The sequence below is a fragment of the Thermoplasma volcanium GSS1 genome, from assembly GCF_000011185.1.
Classification (GTDB): domain Archaea; phylum Thermoplasmatota; class Thermoplasmata; order Thermoplasmatales; family Thermoplasmataceae; genus Thermoplasma; species Thermoplasma volcanium.
Map to the genome: position 1 here is coordinate 138515 of NC_002689.2, position 19814 is coordinate 158328.

Sequence of the window (19814 nt, forward strand, 5' to 3'; positions counted from 1 at the left end):
TATAATCAACATTATGAAGTACGTAAGGTATGGGTCTACAGCCTCATTTGTATCTGTGCTTTCCTTTGGTGCTATGACATTTGGAGAAAGAAATAGATGGAAATTGGGCGGTGTAACGCAGGAGCTCTCCGATCGAATGGTAAAAAGGGCTTACGATGCCGGCATAAATCTCTTTGATACGGCCGATGTTTACGACGATGGAGATTCAGAGGTCATGCTTGGCAGATCCCTAAAACCATACAGGGACAGTGTAATGATAGCAACCAAGGTCAGGGGAAAGATCGGTCAAGGAGTTAATTCAAGCGGCCTGTCAAGGCACCATATGCACATTGCAATAAAGAAGAGCCTTGAAAGGCTTGGTACGGAATGGATCGACATATACCAATACCACGGCTGGGATGTTTACGGAAATTTTGAGGAATTCCTTGAGACTATGGAATCTTTTGTGGAACAGGGCCTAGTCATATATCCAGCAGTTTCGAACTTCACTGCTTGGCAGATCTCTGTTCTACAGACAATGGCGATAGAAAGAGGCTATGCGAGGTACGAAAGTGCACAGATGAACTACAGCTTGCTAAACAGGGATGTAGAATATGAGGTGCTTCCTTTTATGAAGTACAGTGGGATGACTCTGCTTTCATGGAGCCCACTCCATGGCGGTGTGCTTGCTGGAAAATACAAGAAGGGCGAGAAGCCAGCCACAGGGACAAGGATGGGTAATCGTGGCTTCTTCTTCCCGTATTTTGACGAAGATCATGGATGGGACGTAGTGGAGGAAGTTAAGAAGGTGGCCCAAGAACAGGGCTGCAAGCCGTCGCAAGTTGCCCTTGCTTGGATTATATCGAAGTCGCACGTAGCTATACTGGGAGCTAGAAGCATGGAACAACTCGAAGAAAACCTTGGTTCGCTTGATGTGCAACTCACTAAAGAGCAGATGGATCGCCTCGATAATGTATCCAAAAACAGGGAAATTTATCCGAACTGGATGGTCGAAAGGCAAAATCATGAAAGAGACTTCGAAATAATTAATTAATATCTACTCGTTTTATTCTCAAATTTCGGAAGTTTAGATGTTTAAACGAATTTCTTGTTTAAAGTTCCTAATCCTTTTATAAAAAAAGAATATACGAATATATGAAGGAATATGAGACCGAAACCAAAGGGGGAAAGGTGGAGGCAAGGGTTTTCATTGATTCAGGCAAATTTGTAATATACGGATACGAAGAAGACGGAAAAATGGAGAAAAAATACAGGCTCGTTCTAAAAGGAGAAAAAGAGAACAGGTCTTTTTTTATAATACCTACGGGAAATAAGAGAAATTTAGCTATTGATGCAGATTTCGAAAGTGAAGTGTATGTACTGAAAGATGGTAAATCTGTAAAGGTTTCTGACCTATTCGACTAACGTCGAATTGAACTTCGCCAATTTTTAAATACCCCTACACATTCCATGTTTTATGTCAGGGATAGTGACCTACGGTTCTTACATACCCAGGTACAGGATAAAACCTGATGAGATAGCAAGGGTATGGGGAGAGAACCCTGAGAGAATAAAAAACGGTATTTTTATACTAAGTAAATCTGTTCCGGCTCCAGATGAGGACGTGGCTACAATATCTGTTGAAGCCGCTAGGAATGCCCTCAAGAGAAAAAAAATTAACCCAAAGGAGATAGGTGCCATTTACGTCGGTTCTGAATCGCACCCATATGCAGTTAAGCCAACTGCTACCATAGTTGGATCGGCCATCGGTGTAGATTTTTCACTCTTTGCTGCGGATTATGAGTTTGCCTGCAAGGCAGGTACCGCTGGCATGCAGAATGTGAAGGCAATGGTCGACGCTGGAATGATCAAGTATGGACTTGCAATAGGAGCTGACACTTCACAGGGCGCCCCAGGTGATGCACTAGAATATTCAGCCTCAGCAGGCGGTAGTGCCTTCATAATAGGCAAGGATGATGTTATTGCTGAGATTAACTCTACTTTGTCTGTTGCTTCCGATACGCCAGATTTCTGGAGGAGGGAAGGTCAGCCGTACCCGAGCCATGGAGAGCGATTTACGGGAGAGCCTGCATACTTCAGGCACGTGGTGAATGCAGCCAAGATGATGATGGAACGAATGGAGACACAACCAAAGGATTACGATTACGTTGTATTCCACCAGCCAAACGGTAAGTTTCCGACTAGGGCAGCAAAGCTTCTTGGTTTTGAGGAGAAACAGTACAAGGACGGTTTAATAACTCCTTATATTGGAAACACATACTCCGGATCGATGATGACAGGCCTTTCATCAATACTTGATGTCTCAAAGCCAGGCGATCATATACTTGCTGTTTCATTTGGATCCGGCGCCGGTTCAGACGCATTCGATATTACGGTAACGGATCGCATAGAGGAAATGGATAGGAATAAGGCTCCTACTATTAAGAAAATGCTTGAAAAAATTAAATGGGTTGACTACGCTATATATGCCAAGTATAAGAAAAAGATAGTTCTAGGTGATGGAATTGAGTAATGACGTTTATATTATCGGTGCAGGTGAAACAAAATTCGGCGAACTATGGGATAAGTCCCTTAGGGATCTGGCTGTAGAAGCCGGCCTTGAGGCCATAAAAGACGCAAATATATACTCTAAAGACTTGCAGATGCTCTACGCCAGCAATAGTCTGGCCGGAACAATAAATGAACAGTCTAACATTGCTGCACTTGCAGCTGACTTTTCCGGTATTGCAGAGAACCATGTTCCTGCTGTAAGGGTTGAAGCTTCTACTGCATCTGGCGGTGCGGCTGTCAGGGAAGCTTATCTCGCCATTAAGTCCGGAGAGTACGATGTGGTAATGGTGGGCGGTGTCGAGAAAATGACAGATATATACGGAACAGAGATAATCGATGTACAGTCCTCGATATTGGATCGAGAATGGGAAAGCTTCAATGGTGCCACACCAGCAGCCATGGCGGCAATAGCAGCACGCAGGTACATGCATGACTTTAATGTTGAAAGAGAGGCCATATCCATGGTCGCTGTTAACGATCACGCTAATGCATCGCTGAATCCTGATGCTCAATACAGGAATAAGATAACTGTAGATCAGGTATTAAACAGCGATCCTGTTGCTGAGCCACTTAACGTATTCGATTGTTCCCCGATTACCGACGGTGCTTCAGCAATAATATTGGCATCTGAAGGCTTTGTCAAGAAAAACAGGATTGATGGCGTAAGAATATTAAGCTCTGCTATGGCAGAGGACTACCTAGCACTTCATAGCAGGAAATCTATCTACACTCTGGAATCAACAAAGATCGCCACAGAAGAAGCACTTAAGAAGGCAGGAATAAAGAGGGAAGACGTATCATTTTTAGAGTTAAACGATTCCTACAGTATATATGGACTGCTTGAACTTGAAGACATGGGTTTTGCAGAAAAGGGTAAGGCAAAGGATCTGGTTTACGACGACATAAAGCTGAACGGAAGGCTCCCTGTTAATCCGTCTGGTGGCCTTAAAGCTAAAGGCAATCCTCTGGGGGCTACAGGTGTTTCTCAATTTTTTGAAGCATACTTACAGCTCAAAGGGAAGGCAGGGCAGAGGCAGGTAAAGGATGCAAGGTATGCGCTGCTCCACAATATGGCTGGAACTGGAGCAACTTCTGTTGTACATGTTGTAGGTGAGTGAAGATGGGACAGCTTTCTAGATTTTGGAGAGAGAGTGAGCACAGGTACAGGCTGCTTGGATCAAAGTGTGGCAACTGTGGAACGGTATATTTTCCTCCAAGGGAGGTTTGCCCGACATGCCATAGGGACTCAATAGGAAAAATGAAGGACATAGAGCTGTCTGGAGACGGCGTCATAGAATCATTTACCGTAGTGCATGAAGCTCCGCCTCGTTTTTCAAGGCAGAGGCCATACATACTTGCACTTATAAAGACTGAGGAAGGGCCGATGTTGACCGGCCAAATAGTAGATGCAGATCCAGACGAAGTAGAAATAGGAAAGAAAGTGCACGCGGTGTTCAGGAGAATGGGCGAGGACGGAGAGAGCGGAGTAATAGTTTACGGATATAAGTTTGTTCTGGACTAAAACAGCTTCTTCTGCCCAGATTCGACGTCTTCTTTTATTTTTTTATAAGTCTCCCAATGTATCCTTGCAACGCTTCTAAGATCTAATCCCTGTTGCATCGCCTTCCTGAGGAAATCTATAGTTCTTGGGTCTGATGGATATCCGGATCCAAAAAAGCCGTATTTTTCAGCTATTTTATCTATCTCTCGATCCCTTATGACCTTAGAGACGATGGAGGCTGCGGATACAGCCGGGTAAATTGAATCAGCCTTATGCTTGCATACAACTTCTTTTCCGCTTTTTTCGCGAATATATTTTTCTGCCCTCTCTTCTATAACATCGAAGCAGTCTATGTAAACGATACCTTCAGCTTTGCTTAGCAATTCAAGTATGTAATTCTCTTCTATCTTGTTTAGGCTTTCACTGGCCATATCTTTGTTCAATGTTTCAGGTGATACAACAACGTATGAATATGCGCAATTTTTAGTTATTTTGTCAAAAAGGTACTCCCTTCGTTTCCTCGACAGCATTTTTGAATCTTTAACGCCTATCTCTCTTAGGTATTCTTCTTTGCAGCAGACTATCGATATAACCATGGGGCCGATTACTGGCCCACGCCCGGCTTCGTCTATGCCGCACTGAACTTCTTCATGCATAAAGGCACTCCAGTTCACCATAGCATCGATAATTTTAAAACCATGGTGAAATTCACAATACGCAGGGCCGGTAGATCAGCGGTAGATCGCCTGCTTTGCAAGCAGGAGGCCTCGGGTTCAAACCCCGACCGGTCCACTAGTTGATTCTGGCAATAAAACTAAAGTCAACTCTGCCTGTCAAGACTTATCAGATTACATAAGAATTGTATATAACTATGAAATATTCTCTTTGTATGGTTTCAAGAAGCGATTTGCTGCTCTCTTTCATCTATGCGTGGGGAAAGTCAAAGAAGAACAATGAACCAATCCCATCAGTTACACATCTACAGAAAGAGATTTTCCTCCTCTGCAGAAGAACTCCGTTCGCAGAAATGAAAGATGTCTATCACTTCGAACCTCTCTGGTATGGCCCATTTTCCAAGGAACTTTCCGGAGATCTAACTGATTTCCAATCAAGAGGAGTAATCTCATTTGATGAGATAAGACTTACCAACAAAGGATTTAAAATCGCTGCTTCAGTTTGGGATCACTTAACTGATTTTGAGAAACAGCAAATATTTGACGTCAAGTCAACCTTCAATTATATGAGTCTAACAGAATTGCTTGATACGGTGTATTCCAGGTACCCAAGATTCACTAAGAGATCGGCCCTTAAGAAAGAGGTGGTCGATAAGTATTTCGCTGATTTTCTCCAGGAAAATAAAATAACTGAAGAAGATGTAGTTTCTGCCGTCAATATGGCTAAGAAGGCATTGAGACAATAAATGCGGCTCATAATCGACACCAATGTTGTATTAGCATATCTGATATCTGGGTCCGCCCGTTCCTCAAATGCGAAGGTGTGCAGGAGAGTAGTAAATGGCTTGGATAAGGCATTTACTTGTGATATACTCTACGGTGAGTTGAAAAGACTTCTTGATTTAGACCCAGATCTGATCGAGAAGATTTCAATTATTGGAAAGAAGGAAGGAGATGTATTTCGTGCCTTATATAATGCTAAAACTGAGTACTTGAACTCAAGACTCGACCCTTACGTTATGCAGCTGAATTTCGTAAAAACAGAGAATCTTGCAATAGATCCTGTAGCAATAAAAGATATTGGAAACGATTGGTACATGATTTCGATAGCCAAATCTGTCAGCATCGACTACATTGTTACTTGGAATACTCAGGACGTTCTCAAGTATGCTGACAGAAACGGCATAGACGTAAACAGAATATTAGAGCCCCCAAAATACTTAGAATTAATAAAATGAAAGACAATATCTTCGAAGAATGTCTCGAAATGTCGTTTTTTGCTGAGTATGTCAACTCTGTTTTTGTGAGGATTTAGTATTCCCTTAAAACTTTAATCAAATCCCGACCGGTCCATAATCTATTAATCGAATACCTTTCATGCGAGTATTCGACATGTTCTCATGACCACGCAGCCGAAACATCCTTAACTGCTTCTAGACGATTATGTACGAATATGGTTTGAAAACCTCAGATCAAAATCTGTTTTGGCAGCAGCTTGGGCATTAAGGAATCTGAGGCACTACTGTAAGCTTACCCGTACTGATCCGAAGGGAATCCTGAATAGAGCCAGAGCCAACGAGAAGGATTTCAGGTACGAATTAACAGACTTTGTCAGGAAAATGGAGAAAGAAGGTAAGGCAGGGTCATACATAGCTAGATTCAAGAAGGTTATTCTTTCATGGTTAAAGTTTAACGGTATCGGTTTGTAGTTAACTGTTAACATATCCGGGTAGAACGAAACACCGGCAATCGTTAACGAGAGAGTTCCAAGCAAGGAGGAGTTGGCAAGGATTCTCAGGAAGGCAACTTCAAGAGGCAGGGTTGCCATAGCAATCATGGCATTCTCCGGACTCCGACCGGAATCTCTGGGCGATTATGAGGGCACGGACTGTCTCAGAATTGGTGATCTAAAGGAAGTGAAATTGTCCGACGAAATCCAGTTTGACAAGATACCGGCAAAAGTGATGGTGAAGAGCAAGCTGAGCAAGTCAAGACAACAGTATTTCGGATTCATTGGAGAGGAAGGCGCAACCTACATCAAGGAGTATCTTGAGGAGCGGGGCCTTATGAACAGGAAGGGCTTTCCGGAGAGTTACGACCTGAAGGCACTGATAAAATTCCCGTACGAACTCAAGTCAGGTAAAGAGAATATTGACATTCCTCAGTATTCCCATATTATATATGACATAGTTCCAGGCAAGTTCAAGACAGTGGAAAATCCAGATGTACTGATCCTTGAGGGTCTTAATGTCCTTCAGACCAGGCGGACTGATACAATCCCACCAGCCAGCGAATTGCTGGTTTCTGACTTTCTTGATTTTTCAATTTAATGTGGATGCCATTGAGAAGGACATCATGAAATGATATATCGACAGATTCCTCATCTTCAGGGAAACTGCGTTCATGGATGAAAGGTCATTCTTCCGGGAATTCGGAGGCCTAGGCATTGAAGATGCTGTCAGGACGGCAGGCAACATCTGGGACGAGATAAATGGCCCGAATCTCGTCCAGAACATCTAGCCTTCAAAGTTTCATGCCCACCTGATACTGAACAAGGAAAGCGACCATTATGTCAGGGAAGTATACATGAGAAAAATTTAGAATTCTCAGGCAGTAGCCTTTTTCCTGATTTCCCTGAACTTTGTTGGAATATACAGGAATCCAAGCGAGATAAGCACGAGGACTGCAAGTATCATCGAAGTCCTGAGCATGGAATTGTAATCCAGAGTCAGTGTAACCAACACTCCACCGGTGATTCCACCAGCAAACTGGCCCAAGAACTGCATTGTGTTGTAAATTCCTATATTCGCACCGTAACTCTCCTTCTTGGACAGCTTGGACACCAGTGGCGTAAATACGATTTCGTAGATTGAAAATCCTGCAAAGAATATAATGGTGCCAATGAAGAACCAGTCTCTGTTTCCCGTTGCAACTGGCTCCAGGAAAACAAATGGCGTACTGACCAGCATGAGGATCAGGGCTATTATCGAGAACAGGGTAGTCTTGCCCCGGTCAGCAAAGCTGGAAGATGCCACTGCTATGATTCCGCCTATTACAACCGACCAAAAAAGCAGGAGCTCATATCCGTGTGATCCGTATGCCCGTGTTCCATAGAGGGGGAGGTAATAAAAGAACACAATCATGTAAAGTGATACCAGGAAACCCACCACTCCAACAAGGACGGTCTTTGGTTCTATCCTGCCCGCCTTCTTCCTCTCCTCCGCTCTGTATTCTGGCTTGTGGTACTTTATGGCGGTCATGGGTATTATCGAGATTATTCCCAGCAGCGCTGAAATGAGGAAAAGCGTGTCTGCGCCTAGCCTTGCAGAAATCAGCGGTCCGAGCACAATTCCAATCATGAAGGCAAAACCGATTGGGATTCCGAGGAGTGCCATTGCGAGGTTCCTCCTTTCTGGCGGGACACTTTCCTGGACCATCGCCATTCCTGATGAGGTGACTGCACCAGAACCTGCAACCAGCCTCCCGACTATAAGGCCAAATATGTTTACTGGGTGCCAGGCTATTAAATTTCCCACGATATAGGGTATCATTCCCAGGATGATGACATTCTTTCTCCCGAACCTGTCTGATATAATTCCAAATGGGGCCTGGAAAAGGGCCATTGTGAGCCCATATGCGCCAAATGCTATTCCGATGAGGATTGGAGAATTCGAGAACAGCTTTCCATAAAGCGTGAAGACAGGGACAACAAGGAAAATTCCAAACATCCTGAGAACTTCAATAACGGCTACTGCGCCAATCATCCGTTTCTGGTTCCTGTCAAATGACCTCATCATCTTGAGTTACAGTATCCTTCAGATGTGTATTCTATTAAAATTTTTAGCTCTCTTTGCTCTGTTGAACAAATCCCTTACTATCAGCCATCCTCCCATGAACCTCCCATGAATCATGAATTACTTCACTTTTTTCATCCTAACCTTCTTCCTGAATCCGGATCGCCGTACTTCATGATCCTGTACGACCTCGCATTGTTTGTCTTCAATCCTGTACCATCTGTGCCGAGATCTGCATATCTCAGGTCTGAAATATCTAGTGTAGGTTTCATGTCATGGATGCGGTGCCATACGGTGGTGTAATAACCGTATTGTGGTATTTTTTTCATGTCAGCAAGGGATCTTGCCATTCCTTCAAGTGCACGATAATCCAGGAACTGTTTCCACATCATCATGAATTTCATGAACGATTCCGGGAATAGATAGGGTGAACCACGTTTTCCCCTGTTCATGTTTGTCACTTCCTGATCCCACTGCTGTACGAAATCAAGATTGAAGAGGAATGTGCTCCTGATCACCAGCTCTTCATTGTACCCAGGCCAGTTCCTTCCGTCTTTGAAATGTTTTCCCCATCTAGACATTTTACTTCTCTGTTAAATACGGTGTTATACCACCGTATTGTGGAAAGAAAGCATTTAAAATATTTTGTGTTGTTCTTTCATGGAAACAACAGTACTTGTCAGGATACACGCACCGTACAGGAACAGCATGAAGAAACGGAAGAGCAGGGGAGCTCAATCTTCAGGAAACTATATGGTTACGACATGCACTCGAACTATAATCAATACAATAAGCGCAAGAAAGGGTTGCTTGAGGAGATACCATCCATCAGGTACGAGAAAGGCATGATAATGATAAGGGAGACAGACTTTGAAAAAGTGAAGAGTCTGATCGACTCTAGGACAAAAATAGTCATTCATCTCCCTCATCATCTTTCTTGATGATCAGACACACCCTCTTTCCCAGATATTCCTTAGGACAATCAACTTTGGCACCGGATCCAAACTTTGTAACAGTACGTTCCATGTAAGCCTCTATGTTGTGCGCTGTGATCTCGTTTGCCTCCTTCACCTTAACCTTCTTTACAAATGTATATATACAGTATATATTATACTTTGTCATTCAACAATCCATGTATGAGGAATTCAGGGATAACATAAACTCCCTCATTGAGGAGTACAGGGAGAAGTTATCCATTCCTCATGTCATGGACTGAAAGGAGTACGAGAAAAAATACAGATCCAGGCTGACCGCAGCCTCCAGGGAACTGCGATCACTGTTGCTGGAGGCATCATCCCGTATACGGGAGGATGAATTTGGTAGACCGTCAGTCATACATGAAGTTGACAGGGCACAGATCATACTGTCAAAAGAGATGTTCGACCTGAGCAACCGCAAGGCTGCCTATCTCATGCCCCTCATGGGCATGGAATATGAGGTGTCCTATAAAACAGTCGAAAGGATCTATTCAGATGATGTTGTGCCAATGATAATGCACAACCACTTCGTACTCTCAGTGAAAAAGAGGGGCATTGATATATCGAACGCATGCAGGGACAGAACCGGTTATTCGCTGACAGTTTCAGACCACCACAGATCTGTGAGGGAGAAGCTGGGAGAATCTGTGAAGCATGGAAAATACAGGTATTCATTTGCCATCATGGATCTGAAGACACGCATGTACATAGGATACGCATCCTTTGTGAGATCGGAGAGTGATGCTTACCAGAAAGCTTCGAGGATTATCTCTGACCTCGGGATACAGATAAATTCAGTGAGGCTTAACAAGTAATATTCAGGGCAGAGCATACTGGGTGATTTCTCAGATAACACAAGGATATTCATCATTCCAAAGAAGAATTCACGCATTCACGGTAAAAAAAGATGGAGGGACATAATTGCCTCATTCATGAGCGATCCCATGGAGTTCCTCAAGGAATACTTCAAACGCAACAACTCTGAGGCAGGTTTCTCCTCAGACAAGCGAGCCACAGGACGGAGGATATTCCAAAGGCGCAACGACAGGATTGAGACATCGATATTCATAAAGGGACTCTGGCACAACCTGATGTTCATGAATGGATAAGACTAATTATGTCCCAGAGTCGGGAATGTACTGAGGATGCTTATAAGGTAATTCAATGTTGCAAATAATAAGCTGAAAAGGTGTAAACATGAGATATCAGAACATCTATAAGTCCATTCTTTTCTACGTTGTTGGTTTAGCACTTCTATATCTGTCAATATTTTTATCTAACATCCTAAAGTACAATGGGCATTTCATATCCGCATTGCCAATTGTTTTACCATTAGTCTTTTCTGCGGCTTCTATTGGTGTTGCAGTTATTCTAATAATGGAGAAAGATTCTCCTTGGTTTTTTAGAACCGGGATTATGAGTTTAGTTATTGGAATCACTTTATTTTTGTTCGGCATTCTAACATTCTACTTAGGTGTGGAGTCCCTAGTGTGGGCAGGTTCGGTTGTAATTGGAATATTGTTCATTATCGCTGCCATGGTGAGATTAATAATTCAAGGTGGTTTAAGTACATACAGAAAAATCAGGAAGTAGAAATTTTTTAAAATAGGCCTTTGGGATTATATATATCCTGTTTCGGTTGTTGTTATGTTAACTATTTTTCATCTGCTTGAAGTATTTGTAATTTTTAAGCAAGCTTAATGAACATTGCTTGAGTTGTATACCTGATTTTTATGATGTAGATGTTATTTATCATATAATTGGTACATCTATACACATATAAGATCTAGAAATACAAATATTTAATTATAAGAATATTATATGATCGTTATGGACGTAAATCAAGCTATAGAAATTGCCAAAAATGAAATACAGTCTAGATTTAATGTTACTGACGTTATTATAAAATCTTCTGCTTTAAGAAATGGTATATGGCAAATCAAAACTTCTTTTATTTTAAATAACGAACAAAAATATTATGTTATAAATATAAATAATGATACATCTGAAATAATAGACATGCACGAGGCCAAAATGGTCGAAGGAAATGCAGGAAGCTCGAGAACACTAGTGACAGTAGCTTACGCTATTTCAATTCTCAGTGTTATAGCCTATATTATATCGATTGCAATAATTAGTTTAGATGGTATTGCCTCAACTCACATGTATAGCTCATATGGAGGTCAGGGAATAGGATATACCAATGTGGCCACAGGCGCACTTGTTGGTCTTATATCAATTCTAGTCTTTCTTATAATATTCTTAGTGATAGACATATATATAGTAGTTAGAATAAGTAAAATCCGTTCATATATTATCAATGGAGATTATGAATCAGCATATCAAAAAAATAGCGTTGGGTTTGGAGTAGTGGCATTAATATTTGGAGGGCTGTTAACTGGAATTTTATTGTTGATAGCCCGTGGTGACTTAGAAAGGGCCGCCAATAGTTAATAAAATATCTTATGTTATTTTGAATGATATTCAATATTAATATATAAAAGGAATTTGCAAAATATTTTTAATTGAATTTAGACATTATTCTAAAAGAGTTTAGTTTTTCTTATGTTTTATAACCCAGCAATTTTCATCGTCTATCTTATTTTTAGCAATTTAATTTTCGATGCAACGATTAAATTATACGCAATAGTTTTCAGCATTATTGCGGTGCCAAAAGATTAATTCCTTGCTCTTAACATTTTCTCTGTTTCATTATCTTAAGTACTCTGAATGTTGATTATATACAAAGTCATGGAATATAGCAACAAATATTTGTAAAGTATATCAATGCCCATGTTATTATTATTGGTAATCTTCCAAAAGGATATATCTCCTTCAATTCCTATCATTTGGTGATTTCAATTCTAAGTTCACAGAATAAATTACGTTATTGGCTAACACCATTCAATAATTATTGAAAAGAATTGTAAAACATAATCACTGCAAATTATTTATTTTTCTTTTAGAAGTTAGAAAAAATTCTGAGATGTGTGAATCGATAATTTTAAAAATTGTTGCCGTTATTGTCATAATACTGAGATAGATCTTCAACTAATTTATGATAACTTACCCGATATTAACGTTTAAGAACAGATAGTAATCCCGTATATGATATGGAGAAACCAAATTATTTTAAATATTACCTCTCAAAAAGATCGTTACGACTTAAAGTTGAAGATTTTGCTGGTGATATTTTGCATTTTCTTTTCTCCAATATTGACCCTAGAAATAAAAATGATTCTTTACCGAAATACGAGGTTACAGCACATATCATCACAAGAAATGATCTTTGGCTATAAGAAACAGTAATGCCAACAAGGAATTTTATAGATCATTATATTATAATAGATTCTTATACAGGTCCATTTGAAAAATATGCACAAACTATTGCTGAGAAATTTCTATCTGACAAAGTTGAGTATTATCACAAGGATGTAGATGCGAAAACGGCTCGTATTATGGCGCACAAAAAACAGACTCTCGTCTTATATTCCATCTCGATGGAGATATGATCGCGTGCGATACACCCCCATACAAAATGCAAGATTTTATTAATTATGTTAGAACTCTTCCAAAAAATAAATATTATGATATTTACTTTCCTCTTCTGTTCATAGACACCGAACTTGATAGGATCCAAGAATCAGTGTATGGAATGGAAGATTGGATTTACTCCTTCAGCAAGGATCTGAAGTGGGTACCAAGAAGGACAGACTGCCCAGCAACTCCATTGTATTATAAGAAAATTGTTGTTAGTACACCTTATATGGTTCACCTCAACAGGCTTTTCGATAAAGAAAAAATGATTCTCAAGCAAGCAAGTTGGGAGTGGATGAAGCCAGAGATTAGAAAAAAATATGGATCTATCGAGAATTTCATAAAGGAAAGACGTAATGATTTTAAGACAGATTTTGGAGAACATAATACCTTATATTACGATGAGTCAAAATTCTGTAAGTTGCCTCGTGTTCTCGAGAGATTTCGTGGAATGAAGAGCGAAGATATAATCAAGCAAAAGACCTACGAAATTAATAACGGTATATTCCCTGATTTATTATAGACATAATCAAGCTATTACTTATCATTGAAATGATATCTAAAGGAAAAGCAGAAGGCAAATTAAGCAATATTACATCGATTTTGTTAAAAAATTAAAATTATCGTTTAAAGTTCCTTAATAACTGGATTGATGGACTTACAGAATAAGTAAAAATGGTGAAGATCTGACATACACTACGCAGTTACGAATTCTTCTATCACCTCACCTGAGGGCGCCTTTGTGACTAAGCTCACTAAAATAGTTACAACTGTGTCAGCGAACAGACCGACTAACCCTGGATAGATAATATGGGAATATGATGATAGCGGCAGGAAAAACACCGCATTGACTATTAGACCGGTAATTATGCCAGATATGACACCAACTGCGGTAACTTTTCTCCATGTTATACCCATTACAATACCTGGGAAGAATAGGGTTATACCACTGTAGCCCAAAAGCAAAAGGTTAACGAACAGTGCAGGAAATTCAATTGCGAAGAGCAGTGCAACACCTGTTATTATCGCCACAAATACTTGAGCGATGAATTTAACGGAAGAATCACTTGCTTTCTTATTTATTAGATCTTTATATAAATTTTTAGATATTATCGTGGAACTTGCTATTAGGAGAACCGACGCCGGAACCATTGATCCGAGTGTTATGGCGCCTGCCACTACACCATTCCACCAAGATGGAAACGAAGCTCTAGCAACAATCAAGAAGGCGTCATCTGCATTGGATAGATGTGGATTGTACAATAGTGCAGCGAATCCCATAAAAACTGTTATCACCAGCAGTACATTATAAACAGGTAAAAATACAGCGTTTTTCTTCAATACGTTATCATTCTTTGCTGATATATAGCTTTGGAAGGAATGCGGCCACATAAAGAAGCCGAGCGCGCTCATCAGAACAACAGAAACAAACCAGCTTAGGCCAAGTTCACTATGCCCAGGAAAATACAGATATTCTGAATAATTGGTGACCATCCTATGCATCATGTTGTTTAGGTCACCGAATTGTACTGCTGGAATAACTATTAGGGCGCTAAATATGACTATCAGGGCAAGGCCGTCTTTAAAGAAGGCGGTGAAAGTAGCCGATCGAAGGCCATTCATAATAACGTATCCTGCTGTTAATACAAATGTAATTATCATTACATATGCCGGCATTATAACATTATACCCCATCACTTCCAAGATATCGGTTATTGCCGATACCTGAAGTTCTAAGTATGGTACCATAAATACTACTCCGACCACAGCAACTATGGTGGCAAGTAGAGTGCTTTGATACCTTTCCTTAAAGAAATCTGGCTGTGTCATTATGTTCTTCTTCTTTGAGATTCTCCAAATCTTTGGCAATATAAAATAAGAAGTAAGGTAGGCAAGTACACCATAAGAAAGTGCGTAGTATGCAGGAGCTCCAAATGCGTAAGCGTATCCAGGAACGCCAAGGAATGTAAAGGCAGTGTATATCTCACCTGCAAGCAGGAACCATATGAGCAGGGCCCCTATATTTCTGCCACCGACGGCCCACTGCTCTAGCGAGACGTTTTTGCTTCTTGCAAGAAATCCTATAACAGCAGCGATAACTATTACGACAAAAGATATCGTAAGTACTTCAACACCCACGCTCATCTTAATTCACCCTCCTGTCTTCCCTATATATCATGTACGTTACGATTGGTGTTAGAAAGAACCAGATGAAGAGCCAAAACATTATTAGCGGCATGTCAAGCACTAGTATATGAATAGAATTCAACAGAGGAGCTATCACAAGTATGGCTATATACGGTATGAGCAGAAGCAGAAATTTTTTGTACTTGCTGTTCACATATGTGATATATATTAGCATGTATTAAAGCTTTGCTAGATATTATCAGTGATGCTATTATATTCTCCAGGGTAGTATTATTTTTCCGAGACTTTTTAAATAACTTTGACAAAAATTTAATATTTTCAACATTTATTTTAATGTTTCTTACCTTTAGTATAACATCAAAACCATAGGAATTATGATCATCGTAGAGGCATAATCGGAAAGTTGTTACAAAGAAATATCCTGAGCATTCTAATGTAAGTGACATAAAAAATTAGCATAGTTTCAATAATCGAAAAGGATACACCTAAAGGATAACTTACTTAAAATATATATAATTAAAATAAAAATATATATTATTTTATAGGCCCTGCCCTATCAGATAAGTTGCCGAATAGTAGTTAGATAAGTCAATCGATAGGTTGTAGGCATTGATTGACCCGATTCCGACAAAGTCGTTCCAGCCCTGACCAAGATAGCCATTTCCTACCATACCTGGGTAAGGCTGGACGTAGTTTATCTGGTAGTAAGCTTGTGCACCAAAGAGATTGCTGTATCCTAGCTCGTAAAGGGCAGGCTGTACCCATCCGAGGTATCCAAATGTACCAAAGTTGTTCATATATCCTTGCTCTATATCAGCAAATATGCCTGCCGATATTGGTGTTGCAAAACTGGTTCCGCCAGCAACGCCAAAGAAGTTCTTGTATGCGAAAACCATCTTTGCAGCGGGCATTGCTATGTCAGGTTGTCCTCTGTTCGTAAAGGTGGATGGCACTACTATCATTTCGGCGCTTTGATAGACTGGCCTAGCAAAGAAGAAGCTATTGCCACCTCCAGATCCTACAGGCCCTCCATACCATGAATACTCTGGCTGGTACCACCCATACTGCCCTATTATAGCACCTTTGCTGTTGAGTATGGGATAAACTCCCCCCACCGACACTATGTATTGGGAGGCCATTACAGTCAAGTAGAATATGCTGTGGCTGTCAGCAGAGCCTAGGAATATGGTTGTGCCCTCAGCGGCTGCTTGAAGCCCTATGAGATCGTATATCTTTGCAAATCCACTGTCGTGGTGGAACTGCAGTTCAGCCCAGCTGCCGGATATTACCTGCGGATGCACTACATTCAACATATAGTATAGCTCTATGTTCACTGCATTATCCCCTATCCCTGTAAGGTTGAAAGGCTGCATCACATCGTATATTGTTGAGTTTGGAGCCATTGCACCAGACCACTCAACGTCTAAATCCGCTTCGACACCCTCAGGATATGGGTTTAAGCCATTGGGAGTAAGATTGACAAACTTAACCGTGGGATGGTGTATTCCGTACTGATTCCAGAAGTTATCTATGGCTGATATGTTAGCTGATTCTCCGACGCCGAGTATCCCTATCTTTATCCCGGCACCTGTTAGGCCTGATTCTTCAAGTGCCGATACACCATAGAAGTTGGCAAGGTTTATAGGCGTTAAGAGATCCTTCGATCCATTAAGGTTAAGCCCACTCAGCTTGACTGTGGATACCTCAGTCTTTAGTTCGTGCTTGTTAACGGTTGATAGCAAAGCATCCGATGAATAACTGAGGCCATATACGTGCATTATTACACCCTTAAATTCTATGGGTATGTATGGATTGGCCGTGTTCGTCATGAATACTGCACCGTCACCGCCCGGGTATGTGAACATGTACTCAAATAGCATCGTACCGAAGGCGTGCTCGAACATACTAACATTTCCCTGCAGGACTATTACTAATGGCGCATACCAGTAAGACCATACCTTGAAGCCAAGTTTTTCGTAATAATTCTCAATTGAGTTTATCACGCTTGAAGATGGGTAATACATCGACTCAAATTGTGATGGTGACAGGTAATGCCTAAACTCAGGGCTGTTTGGTGAATTGACCTGTGATACAAATTGTTCTAATGCCTGTATGTGAGTGAAGTTTAGGTAAAGGGTTACGTTTATCACCGTTGATTGGTTCGCAGGCCCCAGGTTAAGTAAGTAGGGTGAGAAATAAGGTGATGTCATAAGGTACGGAGTGTTGCCGTTTAAAAGAACTGATTTTGGAGGAGCGAGGTCGAGAACGTTCAATGGCTCGTAATCACCACCGTACTCTATCATACCGTTGTTGTTGTAAGGTATAGTCCCATTGAAGTTGTACCAGTAGTTTCCGCCCTGATACTTGCCGCCTATTATGCTACCGCTCAACTTGAAACCGTCTACGATCCTCACGTAGTTTACCGGTTCCTTGCTTATGTTCCAAATGTTTGTGTATACAGCAGGATTGCCGGTATATATACTCGTCGATGGGCTTATCGCAGTAAGCTGCGTTGCAAAGAAGTTGTTGTATATGGTGTTATTGGATGAGTACACAGCCAAACCTAGCGCTTCTCCCCATAAGTTCCATGCTGCGTATAAGCTTGGATTAGCTATTAACGGCGAGTTGAAGAAATAGTTGCCCCAGACAGTATTATTGGAACCTCCAAATATCAAGAGTGAGGAATCCATAGAAAGGAAGTAGTTTGATGCTATTAGTGAATCTGAAGTGTTCCAGAGTATTATGTTTGCAAGCGGGAATCCTGAATCATCTGTAAAGAACCATCCTGTAATTTCACTTTGCCTTACAACGACATGGGATGAATTGTATATCCAGTAACCAAGATAATTGTACGGCAATATGCCTTCAAACTCTGCGTAAGCTAAATCAGAGCCCTGGTATATGATCTGGAACATAGGCATGTCTGATCCAACTACATAGCTACTAGTGCCAAGAAGCATGACACCTGCAAACTGCGGGAACGAATAGTCATTGATCTGGCCGAAGAGTGGACTTATGTAGCCGTACTCATTGTTGTAAAGTACATATGGATCTTTTGCTGTACCAGCGCCGGACATTGATATATTAGCCAGCTGTGCATTGTTCATTGCGAATAATGGCGTATATACCCCAGCGGACATATCTACCGGCAGAACGAAGCTGTTCATTCCGTTGAGTATCTGTGCCTGAGGTGAGTGATCACTCAGAAGGGCAAGCGCAGCATATTGCCCCTCAGGAAGCCAGAAGTTGTATGTGCCGGACTGGGTGAGCGGAACGTATCCATTCTGGCTATAGTTGATAACATTTCCAGGGCTTACAAACAAGAATGCGTTGCTCGGCGAAACTGATCCCTGGAATTGTTCCATCTCGGTTGTTGCGGATACATTCCACATTCCATATAACAGTGATGGGCCAGGAGTCAATATAGCTTGGTCGTTGCTGTTCCAGGCCACTGCCACCCCAATTGAAGTTTCCCCGGTGTCAGTACCGAAATCGAAGGCTGATGGGACATTAACATAATCCATCTGCGGTGACGCAGGTCCATTGGGCGGAGGTGGTGGAGGCGGAGGAGTAACTCGGCTTTGCCCAGCGGGTATGTATTTGAGGGACATAGTTCCGTTTATGCCCATTATTGTAGTCGTGGATCCACCTCCAGGCCCGCCGATCATTATTTCAGCATCGTATAGTAATCCCAAAGGCGTAAGCTGCGTGCCGCTGACCCTAAAGTAGGAGTAAGGTGCTTTGTATGCTGGCGGCATTCCATAAGTGGAATTGAAGGTTACACGATCATATGTGCCTTCTGCACCTATCTGCGGTATAGAATAGTTGAAGTAGACTACATTGTTTCCATTGATCTCGGATGTATTTAGATAAAGGGTAAGAGTGAACGGCGTAGGTAAATAGTAAGTTGGGCCTATAGCTATATGCACTCCTGGATACGGCAAAACTTGCCCTGTGGAATTTAGTATGGTATTCGGCGTCATGACAGCTGTTGGGCTGCTGAAGTTCCATATGTTATCTATAAATTCAAGTTCGTGTGTTCGGACGGAGTAGAATGCAACATTCTGTGTCCAGTATGTATAGTTAGATGTTCCAAGTATTGTAGTATTGTCAAGCACTGTGTTAAGTTGTATCGATATTGAGTTTGGGCCATCATTGGCCAAGTTGAAAACGCTTAGGTTGGTTAAGTTTACGGTTGCAGAAAAGCTATAAGCGTAATAGTTGCTTCCCATAAGCTGCCCGTTTTTGTTTTCAAGCCCGAAGAAACCTATTCCCATAGGTGCAGGAGATTGCGTGTATAGCAGCTCAACAACACCATTATCCATAACGAACCTATGCACCTTTGCAGGAAGGTAGAGGTAGTTGTTTATCTGCTTCTTCATTGGCTGAGGCGTAACCTTTATGCTGCTTGTTGTTGCTGGTGCTTGGTTTACAGGCGAAGTGCTCTTTACGCTAGAAGTCTTAGGAACGATCGCCGTATTTACTGGTGTATGGGCGAAGTTTATGCCCATAAACCCTACTACGGATACGATCACTACGAGTATCGTAATGATCATAATTCTCTTGGATAACATAGAAAATACATGAAACACCTCTTTTTAAATACATATGAAAAAATGATACTTATTTTCAA

General features: G+C 41.2%; 19 protein-coding genes, 1 tRNA gene and 2 pseudogenes. 15 read left to right on the plus strand and 7 right to left on the minus strand.

Features of this window, described 5'->3' with window-relative positions; genetic code table 11:
• The first annotated feature begins 13 nt into the window (after nt 1-13).
• From TVG_RS00680 to TVG_RS00700, 5 genes are all read left to right on the plus strand, one after another.
• Nucleotides 14-1033, plus strand: coding sequence for an aldo/keto reductase (locus tag TVG_RS00680; protein ID WP_010916384.1), 1020 nt, complete (start codon nt 14-16; stop codon nt 1031-1033).
• Nucleotides 1034-1134: 101 nt separating this feature from the next.
• Nucleotides 1135-1404 (plus strand): hypothetical protein, encoded by a 270-nt coding sequence (locus TVG_RS00685; protein ID WP_010916385.1) that lies wholly within the window; start codon nt 1135-1137, stop codon nt 1402-1404.
• 52 nt (nt 1405-1456) lie between these two features.
• Nucleotides 1457-2512, plus strand: coding sequence for a hydroxymethylglutaryl-CoA synthase (locus tag TVG_RS00690; RefSeq protein ID WP_010916386.1), 1056 nt, complete (start codon nt 1457-1459; stop codon nt 2510-2512).
• Complete coding sequence (locus tag TVG_RS00695; protein WP_010916387.1) at nt 2499-3668, plus strand: thiolase domain-containing protein; 1170 nt, start codon at nt 2499-2501, stop codon at nt 3666-3668. Before TVG_RS00690 ends, TVG_RS00695 begins: the two co-directional genes overlap by 14 nt.
• Before the next feature lie 2 nt (nt 3669-3670).
• On the plus strand, nt 3671-4072 hold the full coding sequence (locus TVG_RS00700) for a Zn-ribbon domain-containing OB-fold protein (protein ID WP_010916388.1): 402 nt from the start codon (nt 3671-3673) through the stop codon (nt 4070-4072).
• Here TVG_RS00700 and rnhB read toward each other — a convergent pair.
• On the minus strand, nt 4069-4707 hold the full coding sequence (rnhB, locus tag TVG_RS00705; protein WP_048054063.1) for a ribonuclease HII: 639 nt from the start codon (nt 4705-4707) through the stop codon (nt 4069-4071). The genes TVG_RS00700 and rnhB overlap by 4 nt on opposite strands.
• 64 nt (nt 4708-4771) lie before the next feature.
• Between rnhB and TVG_RS00710 the strand changes: the two genes are divergently transcribed.
• From TVG_RS00710 to TVG_RS08065, 5 genes are all read left to right on the plus strand, one after another.
• Nucleotides 4772-4843 (plus strand) — tRNA-Ala (locus TVG_RS00710).
• 97 nt (nt 4844-4940) lie between these two features.
• Nucleotides 4941-5471: a hypothetical protein gene (locus tag TVG_RS00715; protein WP_010916390.1), complete on the plus strand. Its 531-nt coding sequence runs from the start codon at nt 4941-4943 to the stop codon at nt 5469-5471.
• Nucleotides 5472-5963 carry a PIN domain-containing protein gene (locus TVG_RS00720; protein ID WP_010916391.1) on the plus strand — a complete coding sequence of 164 codons (492 nt, stop codon included), beginning with the start codon at nt 5472-5474 and terminating at the stop codon, nt 5961-5963.
• A gap of 246 nt (nt 5964-6209) precedes the next feature.
• Entirely contained in the window at nt 6210-6434 is a 225-nt protein-coding gene (locus tag TVG_RS08060; protein WP_010916392.1) for a hypothetical protein, read from the plus strand.
• A gap of 213 nt (nt 6435-6647) precedes the next feature.
• Complete coding sequence (locus TVG_RS08065) at nt 6648-7055, plus strand: hypothetical protein (RefSeq protein ID WP_162009526.1); 408 nt, start codon at nt 6648-6650, stop codon at nt 7053-7055.
• Between the two features lie 276 nt (nt 7056-7331).
• Here the strand turns inward: TVG_RS08065 and TVG_RS00735 are convergent, their stop codons facing one another.
• Both TVG_RS00735 and TVG_RS00740 read right to left on the minus strand, forming a co-directional pair.
• On the minus strand, nt 7332-8489 hold the full coding sequence (locus TVG_RS00735; RefSeq protein ID WP_162009527.1) for an MFS transporter: 1158 nt from the start codon (nt 8487-8489) through the stop codon (nt 7332-7334).
• Nucleotides 8490-8662: 173 nt separating this feature from the next.
• Nucleotides 8663-9100: pseudogene (locus TVG_RS00740) on the minus strand (transposase); the annotation flags it as partial.
• 79 nt (nt 9101-9179) lie between these two features.
• Between TVG_RS00740 and TVG_RS08420 the strand changes: the two are divergent.
• Nucleotides 9180-9368 (plus strand): hypothetical protein, encoded by a 189-nt coding sequence (locus TVG_RS08420; protein WP_156769038.1) that lies wholly within the window; start codon nt 9180-9182, stop codon nt 9366-9368.
• 63 nt (nt 9369-9431) lie between these two features.
• Here the strand turns inward: TVG_RS08420 and TVG_RS00750 are convergent, their stop codons facing one another.
• Complete coding sequence (locus TVG_RS00750) at nt 9432-9590, minus strand: DUF2080 family transposase-associated protein (RefSeq protein WP_162009528.1); 159 nt, start codon at nt 9588-9590, stop codon at nt 9432-9434.
• Here TVG_RS00750 and TVG_RS08245 point away from each other — a divergent pair.
• The 4 genes and pseudogenes from TVG_RS08245 to TVG_RS00775 all read left to right on the plus strand — a co-directional run bounded on the left by TVG_RS08245 (nt 9556) and on the right by TVG_RS00775 (nt 13556).
• Nucleotides 9556-10605 (plus strand): annotated as a pseudogene (locus tag TVG_RS08245) (ISNCY-like element ISTvo2 family transposase). The gene TVG_RS00750 and the pseudogene TVG_RS08245 overlap by 35 nt on opposite strands.
• A gap of 88 nt (nt 10606-10693) precedes the next feature.
• Nucleotides 10694-11089: a hypothetical protein gene (locus TVG_RS00760; protein WP_010916399.1), complete on the plus strand. Its 396-nt coding sequence runs from the start codon at nt 10694-10696 to the stop codon at nt 11087-11089.
• A gap of 237 nt (nt 11090-11326) precedes the next feature.
• Nucleotides 11327-11950 (plus strand): hypothetical protein, encoded by a 624-nt coding sequence (locus TVG_RS00765; RefSeq protein ID WP_156769039.1) that lies wholly within the window; start codon nt 11327-11329, stop codon nt 11948-11950.
• 1084 nt (nt 11951-13034) lie between these two features.
• A complete protein-coding gene (locus TVG_RS00775) occupies nt 13035-13556 on the plus strand; it encodes a hypothetical protein (RefSeq protein ID WP_010916401.1) in 522 nt (173 codons plus the stop codon).
• Between the two features lie 173 nt (nt 13557-13729).
• On the opposite strand, the gene TVG_RS00780 is transcribed toward TVG_RS00775, so the two are convergent.
• The 3 genes from TVG_RS00780 to TVG_RS00790 form a co-directional block, all read right to left on the minus strand.
• On the minus strand, nt 13730-15178 hold the full coding sequence (locus TVG_RS00780; RefSeq protein WP_010916402.1) for a sodium:solute symporter family protein: 1449 nt from the start codon (nt 15176-15178) through the stop codon (nt 13730-13732).
• A gap of 1 nt (nt 15179) precedes the next feature.
• Nucleotides 15180-15374 carry a DUF3311 domain-containing protein gene (locus TVG_RS00785; protein WP_010916403.1) on the minus strand — a complete coding sequence of 65 codons (195 nt, stop codon included), beginning with the start codon at nt 15372-15374 and terminating at the stop codon, nt 15180-15182.
• A 346-nt stretch (nt 15375-15720) separates the two neighbouring features.
• Nucleotides 15721-19755 (minus strand): thermopsin family protease, encoded by a 4035-nt coding sequence (locus TVG_RS00790; protein WP_010916404.1) that lies wholly within the window; start codon nt 19753-19755, stop codon nt 15721-15723.
• Between the last annotated feature and the right edge of the window lie 59 nt (nt 19756-19814).